This window comes from Streptomyces piniterrae (assembly GCF_005048155.1).
In the GTDB taxonomy this organism is placed as follows: domain Bacteria; phylum Actinomycetota; class Actinomycetes; order Streptomycetales; family Streptomycetaceae; genus Streptomyces; species Streptomyces piniterrae.
Genome location: NZ_SUMB01000001.1, coordinates 420099 through 442029 on the forward strand (window position 1 = coordinate 420099; position 21931 = coordinate 442029).

Below are 21931 nucleotides of genomic sequence, written 5' to 3' on the forward strand. Positions count from 1 at the left end.
GTGCGATGTGCCGGTGGGCGGGACAGGCCACCCATCGGCAGCGCTCAGCAACGAAAAACGCAGTGCAGTACGGGGATTTCGAGCGGTCTCGATGCGGCTGCGGCGGGTCTGCCGGCCGAGGGGTGGGCGGGGGCCGGCGCGATGTCCCTCCGGTTCGGAGGCAGCAGCCGGCCGATGCGCTGAGGCGCACCGGGAGCGGACCGCGCGGTGCGGCGGGGTTGCCCGCGCTTGCTGTCGCGCTTGTCGCTCTTGTTCTTGGTCTTGCTGTGGTCCTCTTCGTCGGCCTCGTAGGCCACGCTGACGGACGCTTGGCCGCCCGTCTTTTTGAGGGCGGCGGTCGGAAGCGCATCGGGCGCCGTCGCCGTGCCGCCCAGCAGGAACGCGAGGAGCAGGGCGAGCAGGGTCAGCGGGATGCGGCACAGGCGTGCGAGCGGTCGGCTCGGCGTGCCGTTGCTGTCCTTCCGCATCCTCGCCCCCCGACGTGACTGCTGTGCAACGACCGGCCCGGTGGTGCCAACGGGGGCCGGCTCGTCACGGTGATCGTTAACAAGACTAGGTGGTTGGTCCGCAGGACCAAAGTGAATCATTCACATGACTAAAGTTGCCCCAATAGTGAAGCATCCAGGTTTCCGCCGTGATAACGGAAAATGACGCCAAGTTTTGAGATTTTCCCGCCTCGCGGCCCGCTGACGTGGCACTGAAGCGAAGTCGTCCTTCACCTGTCATCGTGCGTACCCCTGTTCCCCGAGTCCGGCGTGCGCCGCGTCAGGTGTGGCGGATGTGGCGGGTGTGGCACGTAAACGCCGGCCCGTCAGCGCGAGTACGGGCACCACCGCCAGCGCGAGGACCCCGCCAGCGAGTGCCAGCACCGGGTAGCCGCCCAGCGCCACGACCAGGCCCGACGACATTCCGCCAGTGGCGCCGGCGAGCGCTATGCCGACGTCCACCAGGCCCTGCGCCGAGGCGCGGCGGTCCTGCGGGAGCGCGTCGGTGACCATGGCGGTGCCGCTGACCAGCCCGAAGTTCCAGCCGAGGCCCAGCAGTACCAGCGCCGTCGCCAGGGCCGGCACCGAGTGCGGCGGCGCCAGGGCGGCGAGGGCGCCGGCGCCGAGCAGGGTCAGCGCGGCCGCGGCGGCGACCCGCGTCCGGCCGATCCGGTCGACGAGCAGACCGGTGAGCGGGGAGGGCAGGAACATCGCTCCGACGTGCAGGGCGATGACGAGCCCGGCCGCTTGCGTGGAGTGCCCGTGCGCCCGCATATGGACCGGAGCCATCGTCATGATCGCGATCATGACGAGTTGGGTGAGAACCATGACGGTGGTGCCGGTGACCAGACCGCGGCGGTCGGTGCGGGCGGCCGTCTGCTCCGCGCCGCCGTCGGCGCCCGGCTCCGGCGACTCCTGCGCCAACTCGCGGGCCAGCAGCAGCGGATCGGGGCGCAGCAGAGCGGCCAGTACGACCGCGGCCGCCCCGAAGGCGAGGGTCGCCAGCAGAAACGGCCCGGCGAGGCGGGGAATGCCCCACGCGTGCGCCACCTGCCCCGTCGCGGTCACCAAGGTGGGTCCGACGACCGCACCGAGCGTGGTCGCGAAGAGCACGGTGCTCACGGCGCGGCCGCGGCGCGCGGGCGAGGCCAGGTCCGCACCCGCGTAACGCGCCATCAGGTTGGTGGACGTGCCGGCCCCGTAGACGAGCAGGGCCAGGAACAGCAGCGGAGCGCTGCCGAGGGCCGCGGCCGCGACGACACCGAGACTGCCGAGGGCCCCGGCGCCGTATCCGAGCGCGAGTCCGGGCCGCCGGCCGCGGCGCTGACAGATACGGCCGATGGCTACGGCACCCAGGGCGGATCCGGCGGTGAACAGAGCGCTGGGCACACCGGCGAGGCCCGTCGAGCCGAGCATCTCCTCGGCGAGCAGGGCGCCGACGGTGATCCCGGCCGCCAGGCCCGCACCGCTGAGGACCTGGGAAAACACCAGGACGGCCAGAGTCCTCCGCTGCGCCGGGAGGGCAGCGGGGACACCGGCGGGGCTTTCCGCCCGGAGCGGGGTACCGTTCCTACCCATTCACACAGCCATCGGTTCGAGCGCCGCGATGTCCGTGAGGGACAGGCCCATCTGCGCATGCAGAAAACGGACGATCGTCCAGTGCGCCAGCGCGCCCTCGTCGAAGGGCCCGAACTCCTGGCAGTACAGCGGTATCCAGCGCAGGGCCTCTTCGAGTGCCTGCTCCCGGCCCGGTTCCTGCTGGTAGTCCTCGTAGGCGATGCTGCGGTGCTCGATGAAGAACTTCCCCGGCAGCCGTTCCTCGCACAGCGTGCGGTATTCGCGGGTCTGGAGGATCAGGTAGTGCCAGATCTCGTCGATGTCCTGCTCGACCGGCAGGAAAAGTCCGCTGAGCCGGTCGCGGTGCCGCGAGACGAGATAGAGGTAGCGCAGGCACTCGGTGACCTGGCGCTCCACGAACTCCCTTGGCGCATCGGTCTTTTCGGCGAAGTGGGCCACTACCTCGGAGTACAGCGAATCGCCGAGCAGCGCCCTGAGGTCCTCGGCGGATATCCGCGGCTGAGTGGTCATGCTTCTCCTGTCCGGGGTGAGCTTGCTGGAGGGGGGTTCAGGAATCGTGCGCCAGCCAGGCGTATTTCCCCGACTTCCCGATGGGGATATGCGCACGGTGGTCCAGCCGGCAGCGCCGTCCGGTCAGTTCCTGGATGCCGTCTTCGAGCGCCGCGGCCTCGGCGGGTTCGAGCGGCGCGCCGTTGAACGTCGTATAGGCCAGCCGGGCTTCGGCCTCGCCCATCAGCCGCATCTGGTGCACGAAGACGTGCGATGACGCCTGGCTCACGCATCGGTCCAGGTCGCCCTGTGCGACCGGGCCCCGCGGCGAGGCGAGCAATTCCTTTTCCCGGCCGCAGAATTGGGAGATCTTCGCCGGGTCGGGCGTACCGTCCAGGGTGCGTACGCAGTCTCCCGAACGGTACCGGATCAGCGGCATATACGGATTGCGCACACTGGATACGACGAGGTGGTAGATCGTGCTCCCCGGCGCGACCGGAACGAGTTCCACGCTCATCTTGTCGAGATGCGGATGGTACCGGCCGCGGCGGTCGCTGAAGAACAGATAACCGAGCTCGGTACTGCCGAACAGGTCGATGATCGGGCAGGCGAAATGCTGCTCCAGGAAACGCCGGACGTTCACCGGGGTGTATTCGTAGGCGTGGATGATGCTGGCGGGCGGCGGGAAGGCGTCCCACAGCCCCCACTCGCCCACCTTCCGCAGCAGATGCGCCAGGTGATAGCCGGAACAGTCGAGGTGATACCAGCCGCGCGGGTGCGCCTGCCCGGCCGTCCGGACCTCCTCCAGCATCCGCTCCACCTCGTCGCGCTCCCAGAGCGCCGGGTCGAGCCGCATATTGAGATAGCAGGTACGGGCATCGAGCCACCGGTCGTCCAGGGTCGGCACCGGAGCAGGGTCCGCGCCGCGTTTCCCGGCGTTCACCCGGGCGACATGTTCCGTCGCCAGCACGGTGGTCAGCGAGACACGTCGGCAGCCCGATTCCCAGGTTTCGGCGATATCCGGGTGCTCGCGCCACAGCTGGTAGTAGGAGTTCAGGAGGAAATACGGGGGCCGGATGATCTGCATACGGGCGTGATTGGTGCCCGTGGACAGCACGAACTCGGCCTCGCCGGACTCCAGCGCCGCGGCCAGCCGGGGCGTCATCCAGTTGTCGGGAAAGCCCCGGGCGATCTCCGGCTTGTCGAGTATCGGGAAGTGCCCCCGCTCCACCGACTCGCGGTAGATCGGAATGTCGCGGATCTGCTCGATGACCTCGGCGGTCGGCTGACCATCCATGGAATCCCTCGTATGTGCTCGGAAAGCGGGCCCGGTGCGGCGCGTTCGCCGGGGCGCTGCGCCCGGGGGCGGCCGGCGGCGGGGGGAACGCCGCCGGCCACTCCCAGGTGTTCGCCGTCCGCCCACGGCCCTCGTCGGGCCGGCCGGCGGACGGCGGTCACCGGACGGTGGTCAGGAGATACAGCCGGTCTTCTTGGCCACGCTTATGCAGCCGGACTTGGGCGCGGCGCTGATGCAGCCGTCCTTCGCCGCCTGCTGCGCCGAGTTGGCGGCCAGCCAGCCCTGCCAGACCTCGTCCTGGGCCATCTTCTTGATGAGCTGCTCCATGCGAGACATGCGAGACCTCCGAAAGAGTGTGGGGAGTGCGGCGCTGACCTGCGCTGATGCCGCACCACTCGAACGTAAAAGGAGAGCAAAGCAATGTCAACGAACGGCAATGTCGTCGAGACCTGGATCACGCTCCGTGCGCCAAATATGGCGGGAATCTGACGGGGTGATCGCGTCCGGGAACTAACTGATGCGCAGTCAGTCGGCGGCTTCGTCTTCCTCGGCGGGTCAGTGACTTCCGCGCCGCCCGGCGCCTTCCTCGCGCCGCTCGGTGCCCCCCTCGGGCCGCAGCGCGGCCATCGATCGGGTGACGCGCCCAGCGGGTTCCGCCGACCGCCGGCCGGTCATGCGAAACGATCACGACCGGTTCATCGGTTCCAGGTCAACGGGAGTCTGCCGTGCGCATTCTGCTCCTCGCCGGCGCGTTCAACAGCCTCACCCAACGCGTCTACGCGGAACTCACCGACAGCGGGCACCACGTGACCGTGGAACTGGTCACCCGGCGGACACCGCTCCCCGAGGCCGTGCGCCGCCACGCCCCGGAGCTGATCGTGGCGCCGATGCTCAAGACGGCCATCCCCCGGGAAGTGTGGTCCGCGTACACCTGCCTGATCGTGCACCCCGGTCCCGTCGGCGACCGCGGACCGTCCTCGGTCGACTGGGCGGTGCACCTGGGCGCGGACCGCTGGGGCGTCACGGTCCTGCAGGCCAACGACGAGATGGACGCCGGGGACATCTGGGCGTCCGCCGACTGCCCCGTCCCCGGCGTGGGCAAGAGCGACCTCTACCGCAACGAGATCGCGGATGCCGCGATCGAGGCCGTCCTGCTGGCCGTGACCCGTTTCGCGTCCGGCACCCACCGTCCGCAGCCGCAGCACACCCTCCCCGACGCCCGGAAGCCCGGCTGCCCGCGGCCGCCGTTCCGTCAGGACCTGCGCCGTATCGACTGGCGGACGGACCCGACCGACACCGTCGTACGCAAACTCCGCGCCGCCGACTCACAGCCCGGCGTGCGGGACGAACTCCTCGCCGGAACATGGTTTCTGCACGGCGGCCACCCCGAGGACACGTTGACCGGCCGGCCGGGCGAGCTGCTCGCCACCCGTCATGGCGCGATCTGCCGGGCGACCGTCGACGGGGCGGTGTGGATCCCGGAACTGCGGGCCGCCCGCCGCCCGGGGGAGCCGCGCGCCGTCAAACTGCCCGCCACCCTGGCCCTGGGCGGCCGGCTGCCGGCACTCCCCGAGATCCCGGCTCCGACAGCCCCGACGGCCCGGGGCGACGTGCCCCGCACCTGGACCGACATCCGCTACCACGAGGACGGCCCGGCCGGATTCCTGCGTTTCTCCTTCCCCGGCGGGGCGATGAGCACCGACCACTGCCGCCGGCTGCTCGCCGCCTACCGCCACGCCTGCTCCCGCCCGACCTCCGTGCTGGTCCTGGGCGGCACCCGGGACTTCTTCTCCAACGGCATCCACCTCAACGTCATCGAGGCGGCCGCCGACCCCGCCGAGGAGTCCTGGGCCAACATCAACGCCATGGACGACCTCGTCCACGCCGTCCTGACGACCACCGACCGACTGGTGATCGCCGCACTCGGCGGCAACGCCGCGGCCGGCGGCGCGATGCTGGCCCTCGCCGCCGACGAGGTCTGGTGCCGCTCGGCCGTCGTCCTGAACCCGCACTACCGGCTGATGGGGCTGTACGGCTCGGAGTACTGGACGTACTCACTGCCCGGCCGGGCAGGCCCCGAGGCGGCCGCGCAACTCACCGAACGCGCCCTGCCGCTCACCGCGGCGGCCGGGCAGTGCCTCGGCCTGGCGGACCGCATCATCGACTGCGCCCCCCAGGAGTTCGCCGCACAGACCGCGCGGCTCGCCCTCCGTACGGCGTCGGCGCCCGCGCTCCAGGCCCGGATCGCCGCCAAGAAGGCCCACCGCGAACGCGCCGAGGCGGAAAAGCCGCTGGCCGCCTACCGGGAGCACGAACTGGCCCGGATGCACAAGAACTTCTTCGACCCGGACCAGCCCTACCACGCCCTGCGCCGCGCCTTCGTCCGCAAGGAACCCCTGACGGGGACCCCGCCCCATCTGTCGGGGCGTCACTGACGCGAAGGGACGCCACCGTGACTCGGCTGCGGCAGCTGGACCACGGCGCACGTAGGCCCGTGCGGCGACCGAACCTCGCACTCCTCTTTGCCGCCGGCGGTGACCACGATGATCTCGATGCCCCAGGCGTCCCGCGGAGCCGCGAACGGCACATCCGTCCGATGCTCGATCTCGCCCTTGTCGTTGGGCCTGAGGCTGACGTTGTAGATGTCGTTTGTGTGCGGCAGATTCGCCTGGTCGGCGTTCAGGGGGGTCACGTACACGTTGACGCTCGCCCACCGGTCGACACCGTCCGCGTGGACGCCGAAGGTCAGCCTTCGGCCGGATTCCGGCCCGACGAGCTTGACGTGGGTCAGCGTGGGACGCCCGTTGCCGCCCGCTGCCTGGGCCGCGCCAATGACCGCCACGCTCAACGCCACCATGTAGAAGACGACTCCGAGCGTCAGGACAACCGTCTCCCACATGTTGCCCCGCCGCGTCGGGTGGATGAGCAGGGCAACGATGCTGCACACGATGGCGAGGATCGCGCAGAGCGAGGCCACGTAGATGGGCCACGACTCATTGTTGAGGGCGACGAACACGACATCACTCGTCAACCCCAGCGCGGTCATGACCCCCGCCACCGTGACCAGGGCACCGGCGAGGATCTTGGCGACATCGTCCAGGCGTTTCCCGATTCTGGCCTGGACATCGTCCGGTGCGGGAGCAGGCTCGTGCCCGCCGCCTGGCACGTTCATCTCGGAGCGAGGTACTGCTGGCCGGCATCCGCGGTCAAGGACGGGTGGCCGGGTCGGACGCGTCGGGTGCGCACAAGCCAGTAGGTGGCGACCGCGGTGGCGGTGAAGGCCAGGGTTCCGGCGGTGAGTGCGGTGGTGGTCATGGCGTGGGTGAAGGAGTCCCGGACGGCGGACAGGACGTGGGCGGCGGCGGGGGTGGCTGCCAGGTGGAGGGCCTCGGGGCTGGAGGGTGGGGTGTTGGTGAGGGTGTGCAGGAGCGCGGGCGGCAGGTGGTGTGGTGCGAGGTCGGCGTTGAGGTGGGTGGTGTAGACGGTGGCGAGGATGGAGCCCTGTACGGCGACGCCGAGGGTCGAACCGACCTGGCGGGTGGCGTCGTTGATGGCGGAGCCCAGACCCGCCTGATCGGGCGGGATGGTGGCCATGACCGTCTCGGTGCCGGCCGCGGCGATCAGACCCGCGCCGAATCCGGCGATCAGCTGGAAGAGGGCAATGCGGGGGTAGCCGGAGCCGGTCTCCGTCGTGGCGAGGACGGCGAACGCGGCGGTCACCAGGGCCAGTCCGCACACGATGGGGACCTTCGCTCCGCCCCGGGCGAGCAGGGGAAGGGTGGTCACCGCCCCCGCGGCCAGCGCGCCCGCCAGCGGCAGGGTGCGGATGCCGGCTTGCTGGGGGGTGTAGCCGAGGATGCCCTGGAGATAGAGCGTGAGGACGAACAGTGCGCCGAGCAGGGCGAAGGCCATCAGTGACAGGGCGAGCGCGCTGCCGCTGATGCGCAGGTCGCGCAGGAAGCGCAGCGGCAGCATCGGGTGCGGGCAGCGGGCCTGCCACAGCAGGAAGCAGCTGTTGAGTACGGCGGCGGCGGCGAAGGCGGCGAGCACGGGAGGGCTGGTCCAGCCGAGACCGGGCCCCTCGATGATGCCCCAGACGAGGGCGAGCAGTCCGGCGGCGGCCAGCAGCGCACCGGGCACGTCGACGGGCTCGGGAGCGGCGGCACGGGATTCGGGGACCAGCCACCATGCGAGGAGGATCGCGGTCGCGGCGACCGGCACATTGATCCAGAACGCGGCGTGCCAGGAGAACTGCTCGACCAGCCAGCCGCCGATGACCGGCCCGGCCAGTCCGCCCAGGCTGCCGATCCCGGCCCACAGCGCGATCGCCCTGCGGCGCAGCGCGGTCTCGGGGAAGAGGTTGGTGATGATGGACAAGGTGGAGGGCATGAGCAGCGCGGCCCCGGCACCCATGCCGCCGCGTGCGGCGATGACCTGCCCGGCGTCGTGGCCGGTCGCCCCCAGGATGGAGGTGACCCCGCAGAGGGCGAGCCCGGAGCAGTAGGCGCGGCGCCGTCCGATGCGGTCGGTGAGCGCGCCGGTGGACAGGACCGTGCCCCCCAGGACCAGGCCGTAGGCGGCGACGATCCACTGGACCTGCGCCATGGTCGGTGACAGGTCCTGCTTGAGTTCGGGGACCGCCACGTTGAGGACCGTCAGATCCAGTCCGAGGAGGAACAGTCCCAGGCAGACGACCACGGTGGCCGCGCGACGCCGGGTTCTCGTGCCGGGGCCGCTCATCCGAAGTCACCGACGCCAGGGGGGTCGTCGAGCAGCTGCCGGGCCGGCCGGGTGGCGCAGCCGTCCGGGTGCGGTGCCGGGAGGGACGGGCTCGGCTGCCCGCGCCGGGCGGCGGAGCCAGAACCGGAAAGGGGCGGGGAAGTCACCAGGGATGCCCTCGGAGTCGTGGGGGAGTGCGGGGGACGGGGGGATCAGGACAGGGTGCGCTGGATGCGCTCGGCGAGTGCGGTCAGGTGTGTCATGCCGGCGATCTCGACCGGGGGGACGTCCCATCCGAACCGACGGTGCAGGATGGCGGTCAGTTCAGCGTTCATGAGGGAGTCCATACCGAGCTGGTCCCAGGGCCGATGCGGGTCGATCCGGTCGGCGGTGGTCTGCAGCACGTCGGCCAGGACCTCCGCCAGGGCGTTCTCGATGAGCGCGACGGCTTCCTCGGGGGTGGCCGAGGCCAGCTCCTGGCCGAGGGTCTCGGCGTCCGCGCTGCGTTCCTGGACGGGCAGCAGGGCGGCGGTGCGCGGTGCGGACAGGGCAGGCAGCGTCGCGTTCAGCAGACCGAAGTCGCCAGGGCTGAGGGCCAGGACCTCCATCCCGCGGTGCACGGGGAGACGGTCCCAAGCGGTCAGGGATTCCTCGGCCGTGCACCCGGTGGACCCGAGCGCCTGCAGACCGGTCAAGAGACCCTCACGCCGCACATAGCCGGCGTCGCTGATCACACCCCACTGCACGGCCTGGGCCGGCAGCCCCGCGGCCCGGCGCCGGCGCACCAGGGCTTCCAGTGCCATGTTGGCCCCTGCGTACGCGCCTTGCCCGGCGTTCCCGGTGAGTGCGGAAGCGGAGCTGTAGACGGTGAAGAAGTCCAGGTCCCGATCGCGGGCGAGGCCGTCCAGGACGTGTCCGCCGGTGAGCTTGGGGCGCAGCACGGCCCGGATGCGTTCGTCGGACAGCTCGGTCAGCAGGCCGTCTTCGAGGACCATGGCCGCGTGGACGATCCCGCCCAGGCGCCGCCCGGAGGCATCGATGTCGTCCAGCACGCCGCGCATGGCGACCGGGTCCGCGGCATCCGCGGCGTAGGCGCGCACCTGGCAGCCCTGGGCCTGGAGTTGCGCCGTCACCTGGGCGGCCTCGGGGGCGTCCGCGCCACGGCGACCGACCAGCGCCAGATGGCGGGCGCCGCGCGAGGCCAGATGCAGGGCGGTGGCCGCCCCGAACCCGCCGAGGCCGCCGGTGATCAAGTACACGGCTTCCGGGTCCGGAGCGGGCGTGCGCTCCTCGGGCGCGACGGCCACCGGGGCGTCGAAGGTCACCACGACCTTGCCGATGTGCCGGGAGTGGTGCAGGCAACCGAAGGCTTCGGCGACGCGGGACGCCGGGAAGGTGAGGTGCGGCAGCGGGCGGAGGGCACCGGATTCCAGCCGGTCACGCAGCGTCTCCAGCAGCGTGTGAACGAGGGGTGAGTTCTGGGTGAGCAGCTTGGTGATGTCGACGCCGAAGAAGGCGATGTCGCGCAGGAACGGGGAGAGCGGCAGGGAGTTGTCGGCCAGGAAGTCGCGCTTGCCCAGTTCCAGGAACCGGCCCTGAGGCTTGAGCAGCTCCAGGCTGCGCACCATCGCCTCTCCGGCAAGGGAGTTGAGCACCACGTCGACCCCGGCGCCGTCGGTGAGCTGCTTGACCTCGTCGCCGAAGTGCAGGCTGCGCGAATCCAGGACGTGGTCGGCGCCGAGGAGTTGGAGCAGCTCACGCTTGGCGGGCGTACCGGCCGAGGCGATGACCTTGGCGCCCACCTGCCGGGCGTGTTGCAGTGCCGCAAGTCCGACGCCGCCCGCGGCGCCGTGCACCAGCACGGTCTCTCCGGGAGCGAGCCGGGCCAGGTGGGAGAGGCCGTAGAGCGCCGTCAGGAAGGCGACGGACACCGTCGCGGCATCGGCGAACGACATGTCGTCGGGGAGGGGCACCAGCAGCTCGGCGTGGCTCAGACCATGGGAGCCGAGACTGCCGATCACCGGCCCCGCGACGCGGTCTCCCACGGTCACGCCGGTCACACCAGGGCCGACCGCGGCCACGGTTCCGGCGCACTCCAGGCCCACGCTCGCCCTGCCCGGCGCGAGACTGCTGAAGTCGGCGGGCACCAGTCCGGTGGCGATCATGATGTCCCGGTAGTTCAGCCCGACGGCCCGCACCTCGACCAGCACCTGGCCGGCCGCGGGTACGGGCACGTCGACGGCCGTCCAGTTCATGCGGTAGCGCAGACCGACGTCGTGCAGTTCCAGGGCGTACGCCGCGGGGGCGTCGCCGGCGGGGTGCTGCGCCGGGACGAGGTCGCCGACCGGGCGCAGCCGGGGAACGAAGCGGCCCCGCGGAGTGAGGAAGACCTCGTCGTCCTCCGGCCTGGCGACCAGTTCGTGCAGCAACTGTTCCCGCAGCAACCGCCGGTTCGGCGCGCCGGGGTCGCCTCCGGCCGAGACGAGGGCGATGCGCCGCACCGCGAGCGTGGGCTGTTCGTTGGCGAGACTGCGGGCGGCTCCCCACGCCGTGGCGGAGGCCGCCGGCAGGATGGGCAGGCCGTCCGCGCTATCGGGGGTGGCCGGGGTGACCAGCCACAACGTCGCCTGGACACGGTCCTCGGCCTGCGCGCAGGCGGTGGCCACCGCCCGCAGAACGGCACAGTGACGGACTGCCGTGGTGGTCACCTGCTCCGGGCAGTCCGTGTCCGGATCGCCGGTGAGGAGCACGATGTCGACGGGGCCGCTGCGCTGCGCCAGCAGGCCGGCCCACTGCTCGACGTCGTCGCCGGCCGTGGCGCAGTGAACCTGTTCGGGAGGCACGGCACCTGGCACGTCCTCATGCGACAACTCCCGTGCCGCGTCCTTCAACGCCCGTGGCTCGTCGTCGGCTTGTGCCGTCGCCGTCAGCAGCCACTGCCGTCCGTCCTCGGCAGCGGGAACGGCCTGAGGAGGCATGGTGGCGGGGTGCGGGCGGGGTGCGCGGGACGCGAGAAGCACCGAGAAGTCGTCGCGGACCGGGCCGGTCATGCTCTCGACCAGGACGGTTTCGGCGAAGCCGCACGCCCCCAGCAGCGGGGGCCAGGCGTCACGGGACAGCAGCGGGCTGTGCGGGCGCAGCTGGTGGTCGGTGGCGGTCCAGTAGCTGTCCAGCATGCCGAAGATCTGGGTCACCAAGTCATCGCCGTGGGATTCGAGGGCCAGGAGGTGTCCGCCGTCGGCGAGGAGACCCGCGATCCGCCGCATCGTTCGGTCCAGGTCGCCGGTGGCATGCAGGACGTTGGAGGCGATCACCAGGTCGAACGCGGCGTCGGCGAAGCCCTGCGCGGCGGGGTCGGCCTCCAGGTCCAGGCACCGGTATGTGAGGGCGTCGAAGGCGGCGAAGCGGGACTGCGCCTTGGGGAAGAACGCCGCGGAGATGTCCGTGTACGTGTAGTGGGTGCGCTCGGGCGGGAGATGGGGAAGCAGGTGGGCGGTGATGCCGCCGGTGCCCGCGCCGACCTCCAGAACCCGAAGCGGACGGTCCTTCGGCCACCCGGCCACCAGCGCGCGCAGCACTTCGGCGCCGGTGCGGTTCAGGTGCTGTGCCGCCGGCCAATGGTCGTAGAACCGGGCGGCGAGCCCATCGGCGTCGCTGAACAGCAACTCCAGTGGATCCTGCCGGCCTTGCAGCACGGCCGGCAGATGGCGTCCGCACACCGCGTACACGTGGGTGACCGGCCCGAAGGCGGGCAGTTCGTGCAGCAGGCGCTGGAAGATCTCCTGAGCGGCCGACGCGGCGGGGATGCGCCACTGTCCCTCGTGGACGGCGGTGAGAACGCCGTGCTTCTGCGCGGACGCGAGCAGCGTGCCCAGGAACCGCCGGTGCTTGGGATCGACGCCGCCTTCGAGCAGGTCGACCACCGAGAACACCTCCCGGCCGGGCAGGATCTCCCGTACGGCGTCCGCGGTGTAGTGGGCGGACATCTCCGTGACCAGGTCGCGGTAGGCGGCGTAGGGGACGTCCTGCCACTGTGCGGAGAGCCGGCCGATGCCGGTCGCGCACGCCGCGACGACCTCGCCGGGGGCGGGCAGAGGGGCCGGGCGATGCGGTGTCGTAGGCAGGGGCGCGGCGCGCAGCACCTCCGTCAGCGGGCCCTGATGGGCCGGGGGCGCCGTATCGAAACGTCGTAGGCGGCAGCCGGTCAGCTCCAGCACGACCTGCCCGTCCGTGGTGGCGAGGGTGACGTCGAAGACGGCTTCGCGGTCGGCCACGGAGCGGGTGCGCGCATACACCACACCCGTGTCGGGGAGCGGCCGCCAGCAGCGGATGTCGTCGATGCCGGTGGGCAGGAACGGCACCGGCTCGGTCACCTGAGTGACCAACAGCGGCAGCACGGCCTGCAGAGCGCCGTCCACCAGAGTGGGGTGAGCGGCGTGCCCGCGGGTGTCGGCGACCGCGGCATAGTCGGCCACGACTTCCGTCGATCCGGTGTGCAGGGCTTGCAGGACCTGGAAGTCGGGGCCGTACGGCAGGCCCGCCCGCGCGCAGAGGGCGTAGTGCTCCTCGGCGGGCATCGGGCCGGCCAGCCGTTTCCGCAGGCCGGCGACGTCGAGGGCGGGTGGCGGGTCGGCGAAGAGACGGCGTACCCGGCAGCGCGCGTGCTCTCCCCAGTCCGCACCTCGCCCGGAACGGCTGGAGACGCTGAACAGACCGTCGTGGGCGAGGCCGGCGTGCAGTCGCACCTCGATCGCGGGGTCGTCCAGTGGAAGCGTCAGGGCCCGGTGGATGTTCAACCCGGCGATCTCCACCGCGTCCTGCTCATGGGTCGCCTGCGCCGCGGCGACGGCCATGTCGACGTAGGCGGCGGCGGGCACCACGACCGACGTGCCGACCAGGTGGTCCTTGAGCCAGGGCAGCCGGACGGCGTCGAGCGGCTGGTGCCACGACGGCTGCGCCGACGGCTGACGGGCACCCAGCAGCGGGTGCTCCTCGGCGGTGCCCGGCGCGTCGTCCGTGGCGTCCTGATGCCACCAGGAGGGGTCGCCGGTCCAGTGCCGCTCGTGTTGCCACGGGTAGGCCGGCAGATCCACCACCGTCCCGCGGCGGGGGAAGTACCGCGACAGGTCCAGGTCCGCGCCGACGGCGATCAACTGGGCCAGGGCGCTGTCCAGGGCCGCCGGTCCTGCACAGGTGCGGCTGAGCGTGGGGACCACGGCGATCGACTGCCGGTGTGCGGCGGCGGTGCGGCGCAGGTAGGTCCCCAGGGCCGGGTGCGGGGCGATCTCGACGAGGACGTCACATCCCTCGGTGTCCACCAGCGCGTGGGCGGCATCGGCGAAGCGGACCGGCTCGCGAATGTTGCGCCACCAGTAGTCGGCGTCGGCCCGCGTACCGTCCAGACGCTCGCCGGTGACGGATGACACGACCGGGATACGGCCGGTGCTCGGCGCGATGCCCATCAGCGCGTCCTTGAGCAGGGGGCCGACCGGGTCCATCGCCGGACTGTGGAACGCGTAGTCCAGCCCCAAGTCGCGGAAGAACACCCCGCGTTCGTCCATGACGCGGCCCACCGCGGCCAGCGCCTCGGGGTCGCCCGCGAGCGTCACGTCCCGGTCGCTGTTGATGCCCGCCACCACCAGCTGATCCGCATAAGCGGGGTCGGCAAGCAGCAGCTCGGTGTCTTCCCGGCTCATGTTGACGGCTGCCATCCGGCCGGACCCGGCAGTCCTGCCCTGGGCCCGGCTGCGTTCGGCGATCACCTGGCAGGCCGTGGCCCGGTCCAGGACCCCCGCGCAGTAGGCGGCGCTGATCTCGCCCACGCTGTGCCCGGCCACCGCGGACGGGCTGACGCCCCGCTCGGCCAGCGCGGCCACCACACCGGCCTGAAGCGCGAACAGCAGGGGCTGGGCGGTCTCCGCACGCTGCCACTGTTCGGCGTCGCCCGGCTGGGCCATCTCATCCAGCACGGACCAGCCGAGCCGGGCCCGCAACTCCCCGTCGATCGCCGTGATTTCGGCCCGGAACGCCTCGTCGTGCGCCAGCATCTCCTGGCCCATGCCCAGCCACTGGGGGCCGTTGCCGGCGAAGACGAAGCCGATCCGCCCGCCCGCCACCGCTTCGCCCGTCGCGCCCGCCGGTGTGGGATCACCGGCCGCCAGTGCACGCAGCCCCGCTGCCGCCTCGGTGACGTCGGCGGCCAGTACGGCCGCCCGGTGCTCGTACCGGCCGCGGCGCTCGCATGTCGTGAACGCCACGTCGTACAGGCCGACTTGGGTGTCCTCCATGTGCTCCGCCAGACGGGACGCGGCCGCGGCGACCGCTTCGCCGGTGCGGGCCGAGACCAGTACCGGAACCCGTACGTCCGGCGTGGTGTGATCGAGCTCGGCCGCCTCCCGCCCGGCCGGGGCGGCCGTCTCACCGGCCCGCGCGGCCGGCTCCTGGGAGGGCGGTGCGGCAAGGACGACATGGGCGTTGGCCCCGCCGAAGCCGAAACCGTTCACCCCCACCAGGCCGCGGCCCTCCCCGCCCAACCTCCGTGCCGTGGCGACCGGCTCGATCCCCAGGCCGGAGAAGTCGATCGCCGCATTGGGCGGCTGGGTGTGCAGCGACGTCGGAATCCACTGGTGGCGCAGCACCAGCAGTGCCTTCATCAGCCCCGCGATACCCGACGCCGCCTCCAGGTGACCGAGGTTGGACTTCACCGACCCCACGGGCAGCGCCGCCCCCGACCGCCCGCGGCCGAGCGTCCGGCCCAGCGACTCGCACTCGACCGGGTCGCCGGCCTGCGTCCCGGTGCCATGCGCCTCCACATAGGCGACCTGTGTCATATCGATGCCCGCCTGCGCGTACACCCGCTCCAGCAGAGCGGCTTGGGCGCGGGCGTTGGGGAGTGCCAGGCCCTGGGTACGGCCGTCGGTGTTCGCCCCGCTGGACCGGATCACCGCGTGCACCCGGTCACCGTCGGCCAGGGCCGCGGACAACGGCTTGAGCACCACCACGCCCGCGCCCTCGGCCCGTACGAAACCGTCCGCGTCGGCGGAGAACGGCCGGCACCGGCCCGTCGGCGACAGCATCGAGGCGTGCGAGAACCCCACGAACCCCGCGGGGCTGATCAGCACGTTCACCCCGCCGGCCAGCGCCAGGCCGCTTCGGCCCGAGCGCAGCTCCTCACACGCCTGATGCACCGCCGTCAACGCGGAGGCGCACGCGGTGTCCACAGCCATCGACGCGCCGTGCAGATCGAAGTGGTACGAGACCCGGTTCGCCGCATTGCACCCTGCGATGCCGCTCACGCTGTAAGGGTTGGGCTCCACCGCCCGGCGGTGTTGCAGATCGGCGTAGTCGTGGGCGGAGATTCCCATCACGACCGCGGCGTCACCGCCCGCCACCGTGGCCGGGGCGATCGCCGCATCGTCCAGTGCCTCGACCGCGCACTCCAACAACAACCGGTGCTGCGGATCCAGCCTGGCCGCCTCCCGTGGTGAGATCCCGAAGAAGCCCGCGTCGAAGCCCGTCACGTCCTTGAGGAAGCCGCCGGCCGAGGTGTAGGACTTCGCCCGCCGCCCGGGCACCGGATCGGTGAAGCGGTCGGCCTCGAAGCGGTCCGCCGGCACCTCGCCGACCAGATCCCGGCCCTCGTCGAGCGCCTGCCACAGTGCCTCCAGGGAGTCGATACCGCCCGGCAGGCGCAGCCCGGCCCCCACGATCGCCACGGCGTCGACATGGGTATCCGGGGAGGGCGAGCGGTCGGAGATTTCGGCGGGTGCAGACATGGGAGATACCCCAAACGTGGCGAGGGAGGAGACCTTGATCGATTTCCTATCTGCCCGCACCGGGATCCAACTGTGCGCCTTGGTGCGTCAGAGCGCCCGAATGACACACTGAGGGCCGTTCCCGCAGGTCTCCTACGTCGGAGGCCGCGGCTCACCCCAAGGCCGCGCCCTGGAGCAGCAGCAGCGCGACACCGACCGCCGCGACGGCGACCGCCCCCGCGAACGGCGCCCTCGGCCGGGTGCGGCCCAGCAGTGCCCCGACAGCCGCCACCGCCACCGAGCCCGCGACGGCGACCGTCCCGGCGACGCCGACCGGGCCGGGACGGCCGTACGCCAGCAGTGCCGTGGCCGCCACGAGCGGCACCGGCAGCAGCAGGCCCGCCCGTCGCCCGCCCAGCCGCTGCGGCCAGCCGTACACCCCGGTGGCCAGGTCATCGGCGATGTCCGGAAGCACATTGGCCAGATGCGCGCCGACCCCGAGCAGCGCCGCCGCGGTGACCGTCCACCAGCCCGGCCAGGGCCGCCCCGGAAGCCCCAGCGCGACAAAGACGGGGAGCGACGCGAACCCCACGGCGTACGGCAGCCAGGACAGCGCGGTGGCCTTCAGCCCCAGGTTGTACGCCCAGCCCGCCGCGACGCCGGCGAGATGGACCGTGCCCGCGAGCCGGCCGCAGGCGAAGGAGAGCGGCACACAGAGCGTCAGGGCGACGACGGCCGCGGTGCGTACCGATCCCGCGGTCACCGCGCCGGCCACCACCGCTTTGGTGCGTCGCCCGACGAGCGTGTCGCGTCCCGCATCCAGCGCGTCATTGCTCCAGCCGATCGACAGCTGCCCCGCGAGCACCGCCGTGACCGCCAGCAGCGACCGGGGCCCGCTCTGGCCCATGGCCACCGCCAGCCCGCCCACCAGCAGGCTCACCACCGCGGTCGGCCCCGGGTGACACGCCCTCAGCAGTGGGCCCACCGCCCGTGGCCGCAGCGCGGCGCCCGGCGTCCCCTCGGCGGCGTCCGGCCGTTCCATGGCGTCCACGCGAGCATGCTAGAGCCGGTCCGACGGGTCGGCCCCGAGCATCCGCTGCGCCCGCGCCCCGTGTCCCGCCTGCCGCCGGACGGGCGACTTCGGCCGTGCCACGGTGTCGCGCCGCACCGTCCGGGGGCATCCCTTGCAGGGTCACCCGCCCCCGACCCCGGACCCAGATGACCAGCATCGCTGCCGTCCATGCAGTCCTCGCCCCGCACCGGCACACCCAACGCGAGATCACGGACATGGTCGCCAGGACCTGCCTGCCCGGCGGGACCGATCGCGGGGTCCTCGACCGGCTGCATCGCCGCGCGCAGGTGAATACCCGTCATATGACGCTGCCGCTCGCCCGGTACCCGGAGCTGGACGACTTCGGCGCGGTCAACGACGCCTTCATCGACGGGGCGGTACGGCTCGGCACCGATGCCGTCGCCGCGGCGCTGAAGGCGGCGGGCCTGTCCCCGCGCGATGTCGACCTGCTGATGTTCACCTCGGTGACGGGCATCGCCACGCCCTCCGTCGACGCCCGGATCGCCGGCCGCCTCGGGATGCGTCCGGACGTCAAACGGCTGCCGGTCTTCGGCCTGGGGTGCGTGGCCGGCGCGGCGGGCATCGCCCGGCTGCACGACTACCTGCTGGGCCGTCCCGACGAGGTGGCCGTCCTGGTGTCCGTCGAGCTGTGCTCGCTCACCTTCCAGCGTGCCGACGCCTCGACGGCCAACCTCGTCGCCACCGCGCTGTTCGGGGACGGGGCCGCCGCGGTGGTCGCATGCGGCGCCCGTCGTACGGCGGGGAACGCCGCGACGGTGGGCAGGGGTGCGCCGGCGAGCGGGGGCACGGCGCAGGACAGCGGGGAGGCGGCCGCCGGCCCCCATGTCGTCGCCACCCGCAGCCGTCTCTACCCGGACACCGAGCGGGTGATGGGCTGGGACATCACCGCCACCGGTTTCCGCGTCGTGCTGGATGCCGGCGTTCCCGATCTCGTACGCAAGAACCTCGCCGGTGACGTGGACGCGTTCCTCACCGACCACGGTCTGCGCCGCGCGGACATCACGGCCTGGGTGTGCCACCCCGGGGGACCCAAGGTCCTGGAAGCGGTGGCGGAATCCCTCGATCTGCCGGCCGGCGCGCTCGACCTCACCCGGCGTTCGCTGGCGCGCGTGGGCAACCTCTCCTCGGCGTCCGTGCTCCACGTCCTGCGCGACACCCTGGCCGAACGCCGCCCGCCCGCCGGCACTCCGGGCCTGCTGCTCGCCATGGGGCCCGGCTTCTGCTCCGAGCTGGTCCTGCTGCGCTGGTAGGGACGGAGAGACATGATCTGGTACGCGGTGCTGATTCTGGCCGTCGCCGCCGAGCGCGTCGCCGAACTCCTCGTCGCCCGCCGCAACGCCCGCTGGAGTCTGGCCCGTGGCGCCGTCGAGGCGGGACGCGGGCACTACCCGGTCATGGTGGCCCTGCACACCTCGCTGCTCGTCGGCTGCCTCGGGGAGGCCTGGGCGACCGGGCGGCCGTTCGCCCCTGCGCTGGGGTGGACGATGACCTGCGTGGTGGCGGCCGCGCAGGGCCTGCGCTGGTGGTGCATCCGCACGCTCGGGCCCCGTTGGAACACCCGGGTGCTGGTGGTGCCCGGCCTCCCCCTGGTGCGCGGCGGGCCGTACCGCCGGCTGAGCCACCCCAACTACCTGGCCGTGGTGGCGGAAGGGCTCGCACTGCCCCTCGTACGCGGCGGCTGGCTGACCGCGCTGCTCTTCGGCGTCCTCAACGCCGCGCTGCTCACCGTACGGATCCGCTGCGAGAGCCGGGCACTCGCCGCGGCGTGTGCCCCGGGCCGCCGCCCCGGCTCCCCGGCCGACACGGTGGGCGCGGGCCTGTGATCGACCTGCTGGTGGCGGGCGGCGGACCGGCCGGACTCGGCACCGCGATCCACGCGGCGCTCGCCGGCATGGAGGCGGTGGTGATCGAGCCGCGCGCCACCCCGGTGGACAAGGCGTGCGGAGAGGGCATCATGCCGGGCGGCGTACGCGCCCTCGACGCGCTCGGAGTCGATGTCGCCGGGGGACTTCCGCTGCGCGGCATCCGCTACGTCGACGGACGGCGGCGGGCCGAAGCGCCCTTCCGCGCGGCGTCGGGCCTCGGCATGCGCCGTACCGCGCTGCACGCCGCGCTCTCCTGGCGGGCCGCCGAACTCGGCGTCAAGGTCCTGACCGGGAAGGTCGGCGAGGTGCGGCAGAGCGAGGACGGGGTGAGCGCCGCCGGCGTCCGGGCGCGCTGGCTCATCGCGGCGGACGGCCTGCACTCACCGATCCGCGGTGCCCTGGGCCTGGACGCCCGCTGCGCCCGCCCCCGGCGCTACGGCCTGCGGCGGCACTACCGCGTACGCCCGTGGACGGACTTCGTGGAGGTCCACTGGCCCGGGGGCGGTGCCCCGTCCAGGGCCGGCACCCGCTGCCTCCCCTCCCCGGGCGAGGTGTATGTGACGCCGGTCGGCCCGGAATGCGTGGGGGTGGCCGTCCTCAGTGCCGAACGGCGGGGTTTCGACGCCCACTTGGCCGCCTTCCCGGCGCTGGCCCCGTTGCTCGACGGTGCGCCGGCCGGCGCGGTACGAGGCGCCGGTCCGCTCCGGCAGCGGGTGGCCCGCCGCACCGTGGGCCGGGTGCTGCTGGTGGGCGACGCGGCGGGCTATGTCGACGCGCTCACCGGCGAGGGCATCGCCCTCGCGCTGGCCTCGGCGGACGCCGCAGTCCGCTGTCTGAAGGCGGGCCGGCCACAGGCGTACGAGGCGGAGTGGCGGCGGCTGACACGGCGGCACCGGCTGCTGACGGAGGGGCTGCTGCGGGTGGGCGGCAGCGCGGCCGGCGCTCGTCTGATCGTTCCGTTGGCGGCCGGGATGCCGGCGGTGTTCCGCGCGGCGGTCCACGCCCTCCAGTGACCGCCGTCCGCCGGGCCCCTCCCGACCGGGGACGGCCGGCGGGAGGGGGGCGGGGTGTCCGGGGCGCCGCCTTACGGGTGCGGCAGGTACTTGTACCCGATGCCGAACACCGTGCTGATGGAGTCCCGCACCCGCGGCCCCAGACGCCGCCGCAGCCGGGCGATATGGACGTCGACGGTGCGCGCGCTGGAATGGCAGGTGGGCCATACCGCGGTCATCAACTGCTCCCGGGTGAAGGCGCGTTGCGGATGCAGCACAAGGTGGGCCAGCAGATCGAATTCCAGCCGGGGAAGGCAGATCTGGCGGCCCTCGACGGATATCGTCCGCGCCGCTGTGTCGACCTGGATCGGGTCGGGTGCGGCGACCGCGAGGGATCGCGGGGGACCGGCGGAGGCCCGCGGCGGAGCCGGTTCACCGCCCGGCGGGGCCAGGATGATGTGGACCTCGTCCGAGGGAAGCCGGTGGACCGACACCGGTTCGAGGTCGTGCAGGGTGAGTTGCCACTTCCCGTCCGGAAGTCGGTCGACTGCCAGAGGTGGCCCTTCGCCCGGCCCGGCGTCCGCCGGCTCGCCGAACTCGGCCTCCGGTAGCAACGTAAGGGTCGTCGAGGAGTTCATGAACATGGTCTCGGCCCATTCCTCTTGCAAAGCAGGCGTGTACGGACAGACATGGCGGTGCTCGACGTTCGATGTGCAGACCTACTGCGGGGCGATCGCGACGCGGACCAGCGCCGAGGTGAGGCGCTCGCGTCATGCCCGTACTCAGCCATGACGTGATGGACGCCACGGCTCCGGTCCACACGAACGCTACATGTGATCACGTGCTTCCGGAAAGTAGCATCCGCTAATCAGCGTTGGTCTTTGAGCCGTTTTCAGGTCGAAGTGATGGAGCGTCAGATGCCGGTTGAACCATCCCGTTCGCATACCTCCTGACCTTAGTTCAGCAGGTATGTGAGGAATCCGTGAAGGCGGGGGCCCGCCTGAGGGTGAGAAGTGAAAGGACCCGATCAAGCCTTCGACGCTGACACCGCAGCCCATCGGCCCTCAGCGGGGGTGGCTGGAAAGCGCCTGTGAACTGGCCTGGATTTATGAACATTTGCTGAACGGAAAGCGTCGGGAGCATATTCGGCGGCGTGAGAGGCCCCTGAGCGGCCATCAGTGACCACCGAAAACGGGCATGACACCGCCCCGTTGCGTGACTTACGTCACTTCCCTCCGCTTCCCCTCAGCTCGCCTTTTCCCACCGGGATCCCCTACACGAGCCCGGACTGCGCCTTGCTGAACAACTCGCCCTCGGAATAGAAGAACACCGCGCTGCTGCCGTCGGTGCCGAAGCACGTCCAGGTGGTCGGATAGCCGTCGGCCGGCTGGGTTTCGCCATCCTGCTGGCAGGTGGTCGCATAGCGGAACAGGGTTTCCGCGCTGCTGCCGGCTTTGATCTTCTGGTACTCGGCGAGAGTCAACGGGTCACCGGCGGTGGCGCTCCCTTTGCAGGCGCCGGCGATGACGAGGAGACCGAGGACGCAGCCTCCGGCTATCGCGCTCTTCTTCACAGGTGGGGGTGTCCTTCTGCGGTGCTGGGGGCGGGGGGCGATCCGGGGATCATAACGAGATTGTCTCGGGGCCCGTGCGGGGAGTG

The 21931-nt window shown here is 72.0% G+C and carries 15 protein-coding genes; 4 read left to right on the top strand and 11 right to left on the bottom strand.

The genetic code is table 11. From position 1 onward, the window contains the following. Positions 1–44: 44 nt before the first annotated feature. The 5 genes from FCH28_RS01775 to FCH28_RS37870 all read right to left on the bottom strand — a co-directional run bounded on the left by FCH28_RS01775 (position 45) and on the right by FCH28_RS37870 (position 4176). Entirely contained in the window at positions 45–467 is a 423-nt protein-coding gene (locus FCH28_RS01775) for a hypothetical protein (RefSeq protein WP_136737862.1), read from the bottom strand. Between the two features lie 255 nt (positions 468–722). Next, the gene (locus tag FCH28_RS01780; protein ID WP_136737863.1) at positions 723–2063 is read right to left on the bottom strand and encodes an MFS transporter; all 1341 of its coding nucleotides are present in this window, start codon (positions 2061–2063) and stop codon (positions 723–725) included. Then, complete coding sequence (locus FCH28_RS01785; protein ID WP_136737864.1) at positions 2064–2573, bottom strand: glycine-rich domain-containing protein; 510 nt, start codon at positions 2571–2573, stop codon at positions 2064–2066. It lies immediately after the preceding gene. Between the two features lie 37 nt (positions 2574–2610). After that, a complete protein-coding gene (locus FCH28_RS01790) occupies positions 2611–3849 on the bottom strand; it encodes a phenylacetate--CoA ligase family protein (protein ID WP_136737865.1) in 1239 nt (412 codons plus the stop codon). 171 nt (positions 3850–4020) lie between these two features. Further along, on the bottom strand, positions 4021–4176 hold the full coding sequence (locus FCH28_RS37870) for a hypothetical protein (RefSeq protein ID WP_169314018.1): 156 nt from the start codon (positions 4174–4176) through the stop codon (positions 4021–4023). A gap of 398 nt (positions 4177–4574) precedes the next feature. Between FCH28_RS37870 and FCH28_RS01795 the strand changes: the two genes are divergently transcribed. Next, entirely contained in the window at positions 4575–6284 is a 1710-nt protein-coding gene (locus FCH28_RS01795; protein ID WP_136737866.1) for a hydrogenase maturation protein, read from the top strand. Here the strand turns inward: FCH28_RS01795 and FCH28_RS01800 are convergent. The 4 genes from FCH28_RS01800 to FCH28_RS01815 form a co-directional block, all read right to left on the bottom strand. Further along, positions 6278–7021, bottom strand: a complete 744-nt coding sequence (locus FCH28_RS01800; protein WP_136737867.1) for a hypothetical protein — start codon at positions 7019–7021, stop codon at positions 6278–6280. The genes FCH28_RS01795 and FCH28_RS01800 overlap by 7 nt on opposite strands. Then, positions 7018–8589 (bottom strand): MFS transporter, encoded by a 1572-nt coding sequence (locus tag FCH28_RS01805; protein WP_136737868.1) that lies wholly within the window; start codon positions 8587–8589, stop codon positions 7018–7020. The genes FCH28_RS01800 and FCH28_RS01805 overlap by 4 nt, the downstream gene beginning before the upstream one ends. Positions 8590–8780: 191 nt before the next feature. Then, positions 8781–16343, bottom strand: a complete 7563-nt coding sequence (locus FCH28_RS01810; RefSeq protein ID WP_136737869.1) for a type I polyketide synthase — start codon at positions 16341–16343, stop codon at positions 8781–8783. Between the two features lie 151 nt (positions 16344–16494). Then, on the bottom strand, positions 16495–17364 hold the full coding sequence (locus FCH28_RS01815; protein WP_136738321.1) for a UbiA family prenyltransferase: 870 nt from the start codon (positions 17362–17364) through the stop codon (positions 16495–16497). Positions 17365–17540: 176 nt separating this feature from the next. On the opposite strand from FCH28_RS01815, the gene FCH28_RS01820 reads away from it, so the two are divergent. Genes FCH28_RS01820 through FCH28_RS01830 form a run of 3 tightly spaced genes read left to right on the top strand, consistent with a single transcriptional unit; the run spans position 17541 to position 20293 of the window. Next, on the top strand, positions 17541–18665 hold the full coding sequence (locus FCH28_RS01820; RefSeq protein WP_136737870.1) for a type III polyketide synthase: 1125 nt from the start codon (positions 17541–17543) through the stop codon (positions 18663–18665). A 12-nt stretch (positions 18666–18677) separates the two neighbouring features. Then, complete coding sequence (locus FCH28_RS01825; protein WP_136737871.1) at positions 18678–19238, top strand: isoprenylcysteine carboxyl methyltransferase family protein; 561 nt, start codon at positions 18678–18680, stop codon at positions 19236–19238. Further along, positions 19235–20293 (top strand): NAD(P)/FAD-dependent oxidoreductase, encoded by a 1059-nt coding sequence (locus FCH28_RS01830; RefSeq protein ID WP_136737872.1) that lies wholly within the window; start codon positions 19235–19237, stop codon positions 20291–20293. Before FCH28_RS01825 ends, FCH28_RS01830 begins: the two co-directional genes overlap by 4 nt. 71 nt (positions 20294–20364) lie before the next feature. Here the strand turns inward: FCH28_RS01830 and FCH28_RS01835 are convergent, their stop codons facing one another. Next, positions 20365–20910, bottom strand: a complete 546-nt coding sequence (locus FCH28_RS01835) for a winged helix-turn-helix domain-containing protein (protein WP_136737873.1) — start codon at positions 20908–20910, stop codon at positions 20365–20367. Between the two features lie 635 nt (positions 20911–21545). Further along, the gene (locus FCH28_RS01840; protein WP_136737874.1) at positions 21546–21845 is read right to left on the bottom strand and encodes a hypothetical protein; all 300 of its coding nucleotides are present in this window, start codon (positions 21843–21845) and stop codon (positions 21546–21548) included. Positions 21846–21931: the final 86 nt, after the last annotated feature.

What these genes read in the sequence shown, in the direction of transcription:
- FCH28_RS01775 (WP_136737862.1), bottom strand. Translation starts at nt 467, where the DNA reads ATGCGGAAGGACAGCAACGGCACGCCGAGCCGACCGCTCGCACGCCTG.
- FCH28_RS01780 (WP_136737863.1), bottom strand. Translation starts at nt 2,063, where the DNA reads ATGGGTAGGAACGGTACCCCGCTCCGGGCGGAAAGCCCCGCCGGTGTC.
- FCH28_RS01785 (WP_136737864.1), bottom strand. Translation starts at nt 2,573, where the DNA reads ATGACCACTCAGCCGCGGATATCCGCCGAGGACCTCAGGGCGCTGCTC.
- FCH28_RS01790 (WP_136737865.1), bottom strand. Translation starts at nt 3,849, where the DNA reads ATGGATGGTCAGCCGACCGCCGAGGTCATCGAGCAGATCCGCGACATT.
- FCH28_RS37870 (WP_169314018.1), bottom strand. Translation starts at nt 4,176, where the DNA reads ATGGAGCAGCTCATCAAGAAGATGGCCCAGGACGAGGTCTGGCAGGGC.
- FCH28_RS01800 (WP_136737867.1), bottom strand. Translation starts at nt 7,021, where the DNA reads ATGAACGTGCCAGGCGGCGGGCACGAGCCTGCTCCCGCACCGGACGAT.
- FCH28_RS01805 (WP_136737868.1), bottom strand. Translation starts at nt 8,589, where the DNA reads ATGAGCGGCCCCGGCACGAGAACCCGGCGTCGCGCGGCCACCGTGGTC.
- FCH28_RS01810 (WP_136737869.1), bottom strand. Translation starts at nt 16,343, where the DNA reads ATGTCTGCACCCGCCGAAATCTCCGACCGCTCGCCCTCCCCGGATACC.
- FCH28_RS01815 (WP_136738321.1), bottom strand. Translation starts at nt 17,364, where the DNA reads ATGGAACGGCCGGACGCCGCCGAGGGGACGCCGGGCGCCGCGCTGCGG.
- FCH28_RS01820 (WP_136737870.1), top strand. Translation starts at nt 17,541, where the DNA reads ATGACCAGCATCGCTGCCGTCCATGCAGTCCTCGCCCCGCACCGGCAC.
- FCH28_RS01825 (WP_136737871.1), top strand. Translation starts at nt 18,678, where the DNA reads ATGATCTGGTACGCGGTGCTGATTCTGGCCGTCGCCGCCGAGCGCGTC.
- FCH28_RS01835 (WP_136737873.1), bottom strand. Translation starts at nt 20,910, where the DNA reads ATGAACTCCTCGACGACCCTTACGTTGCTACCGGAGGCCGAGTTCGGC.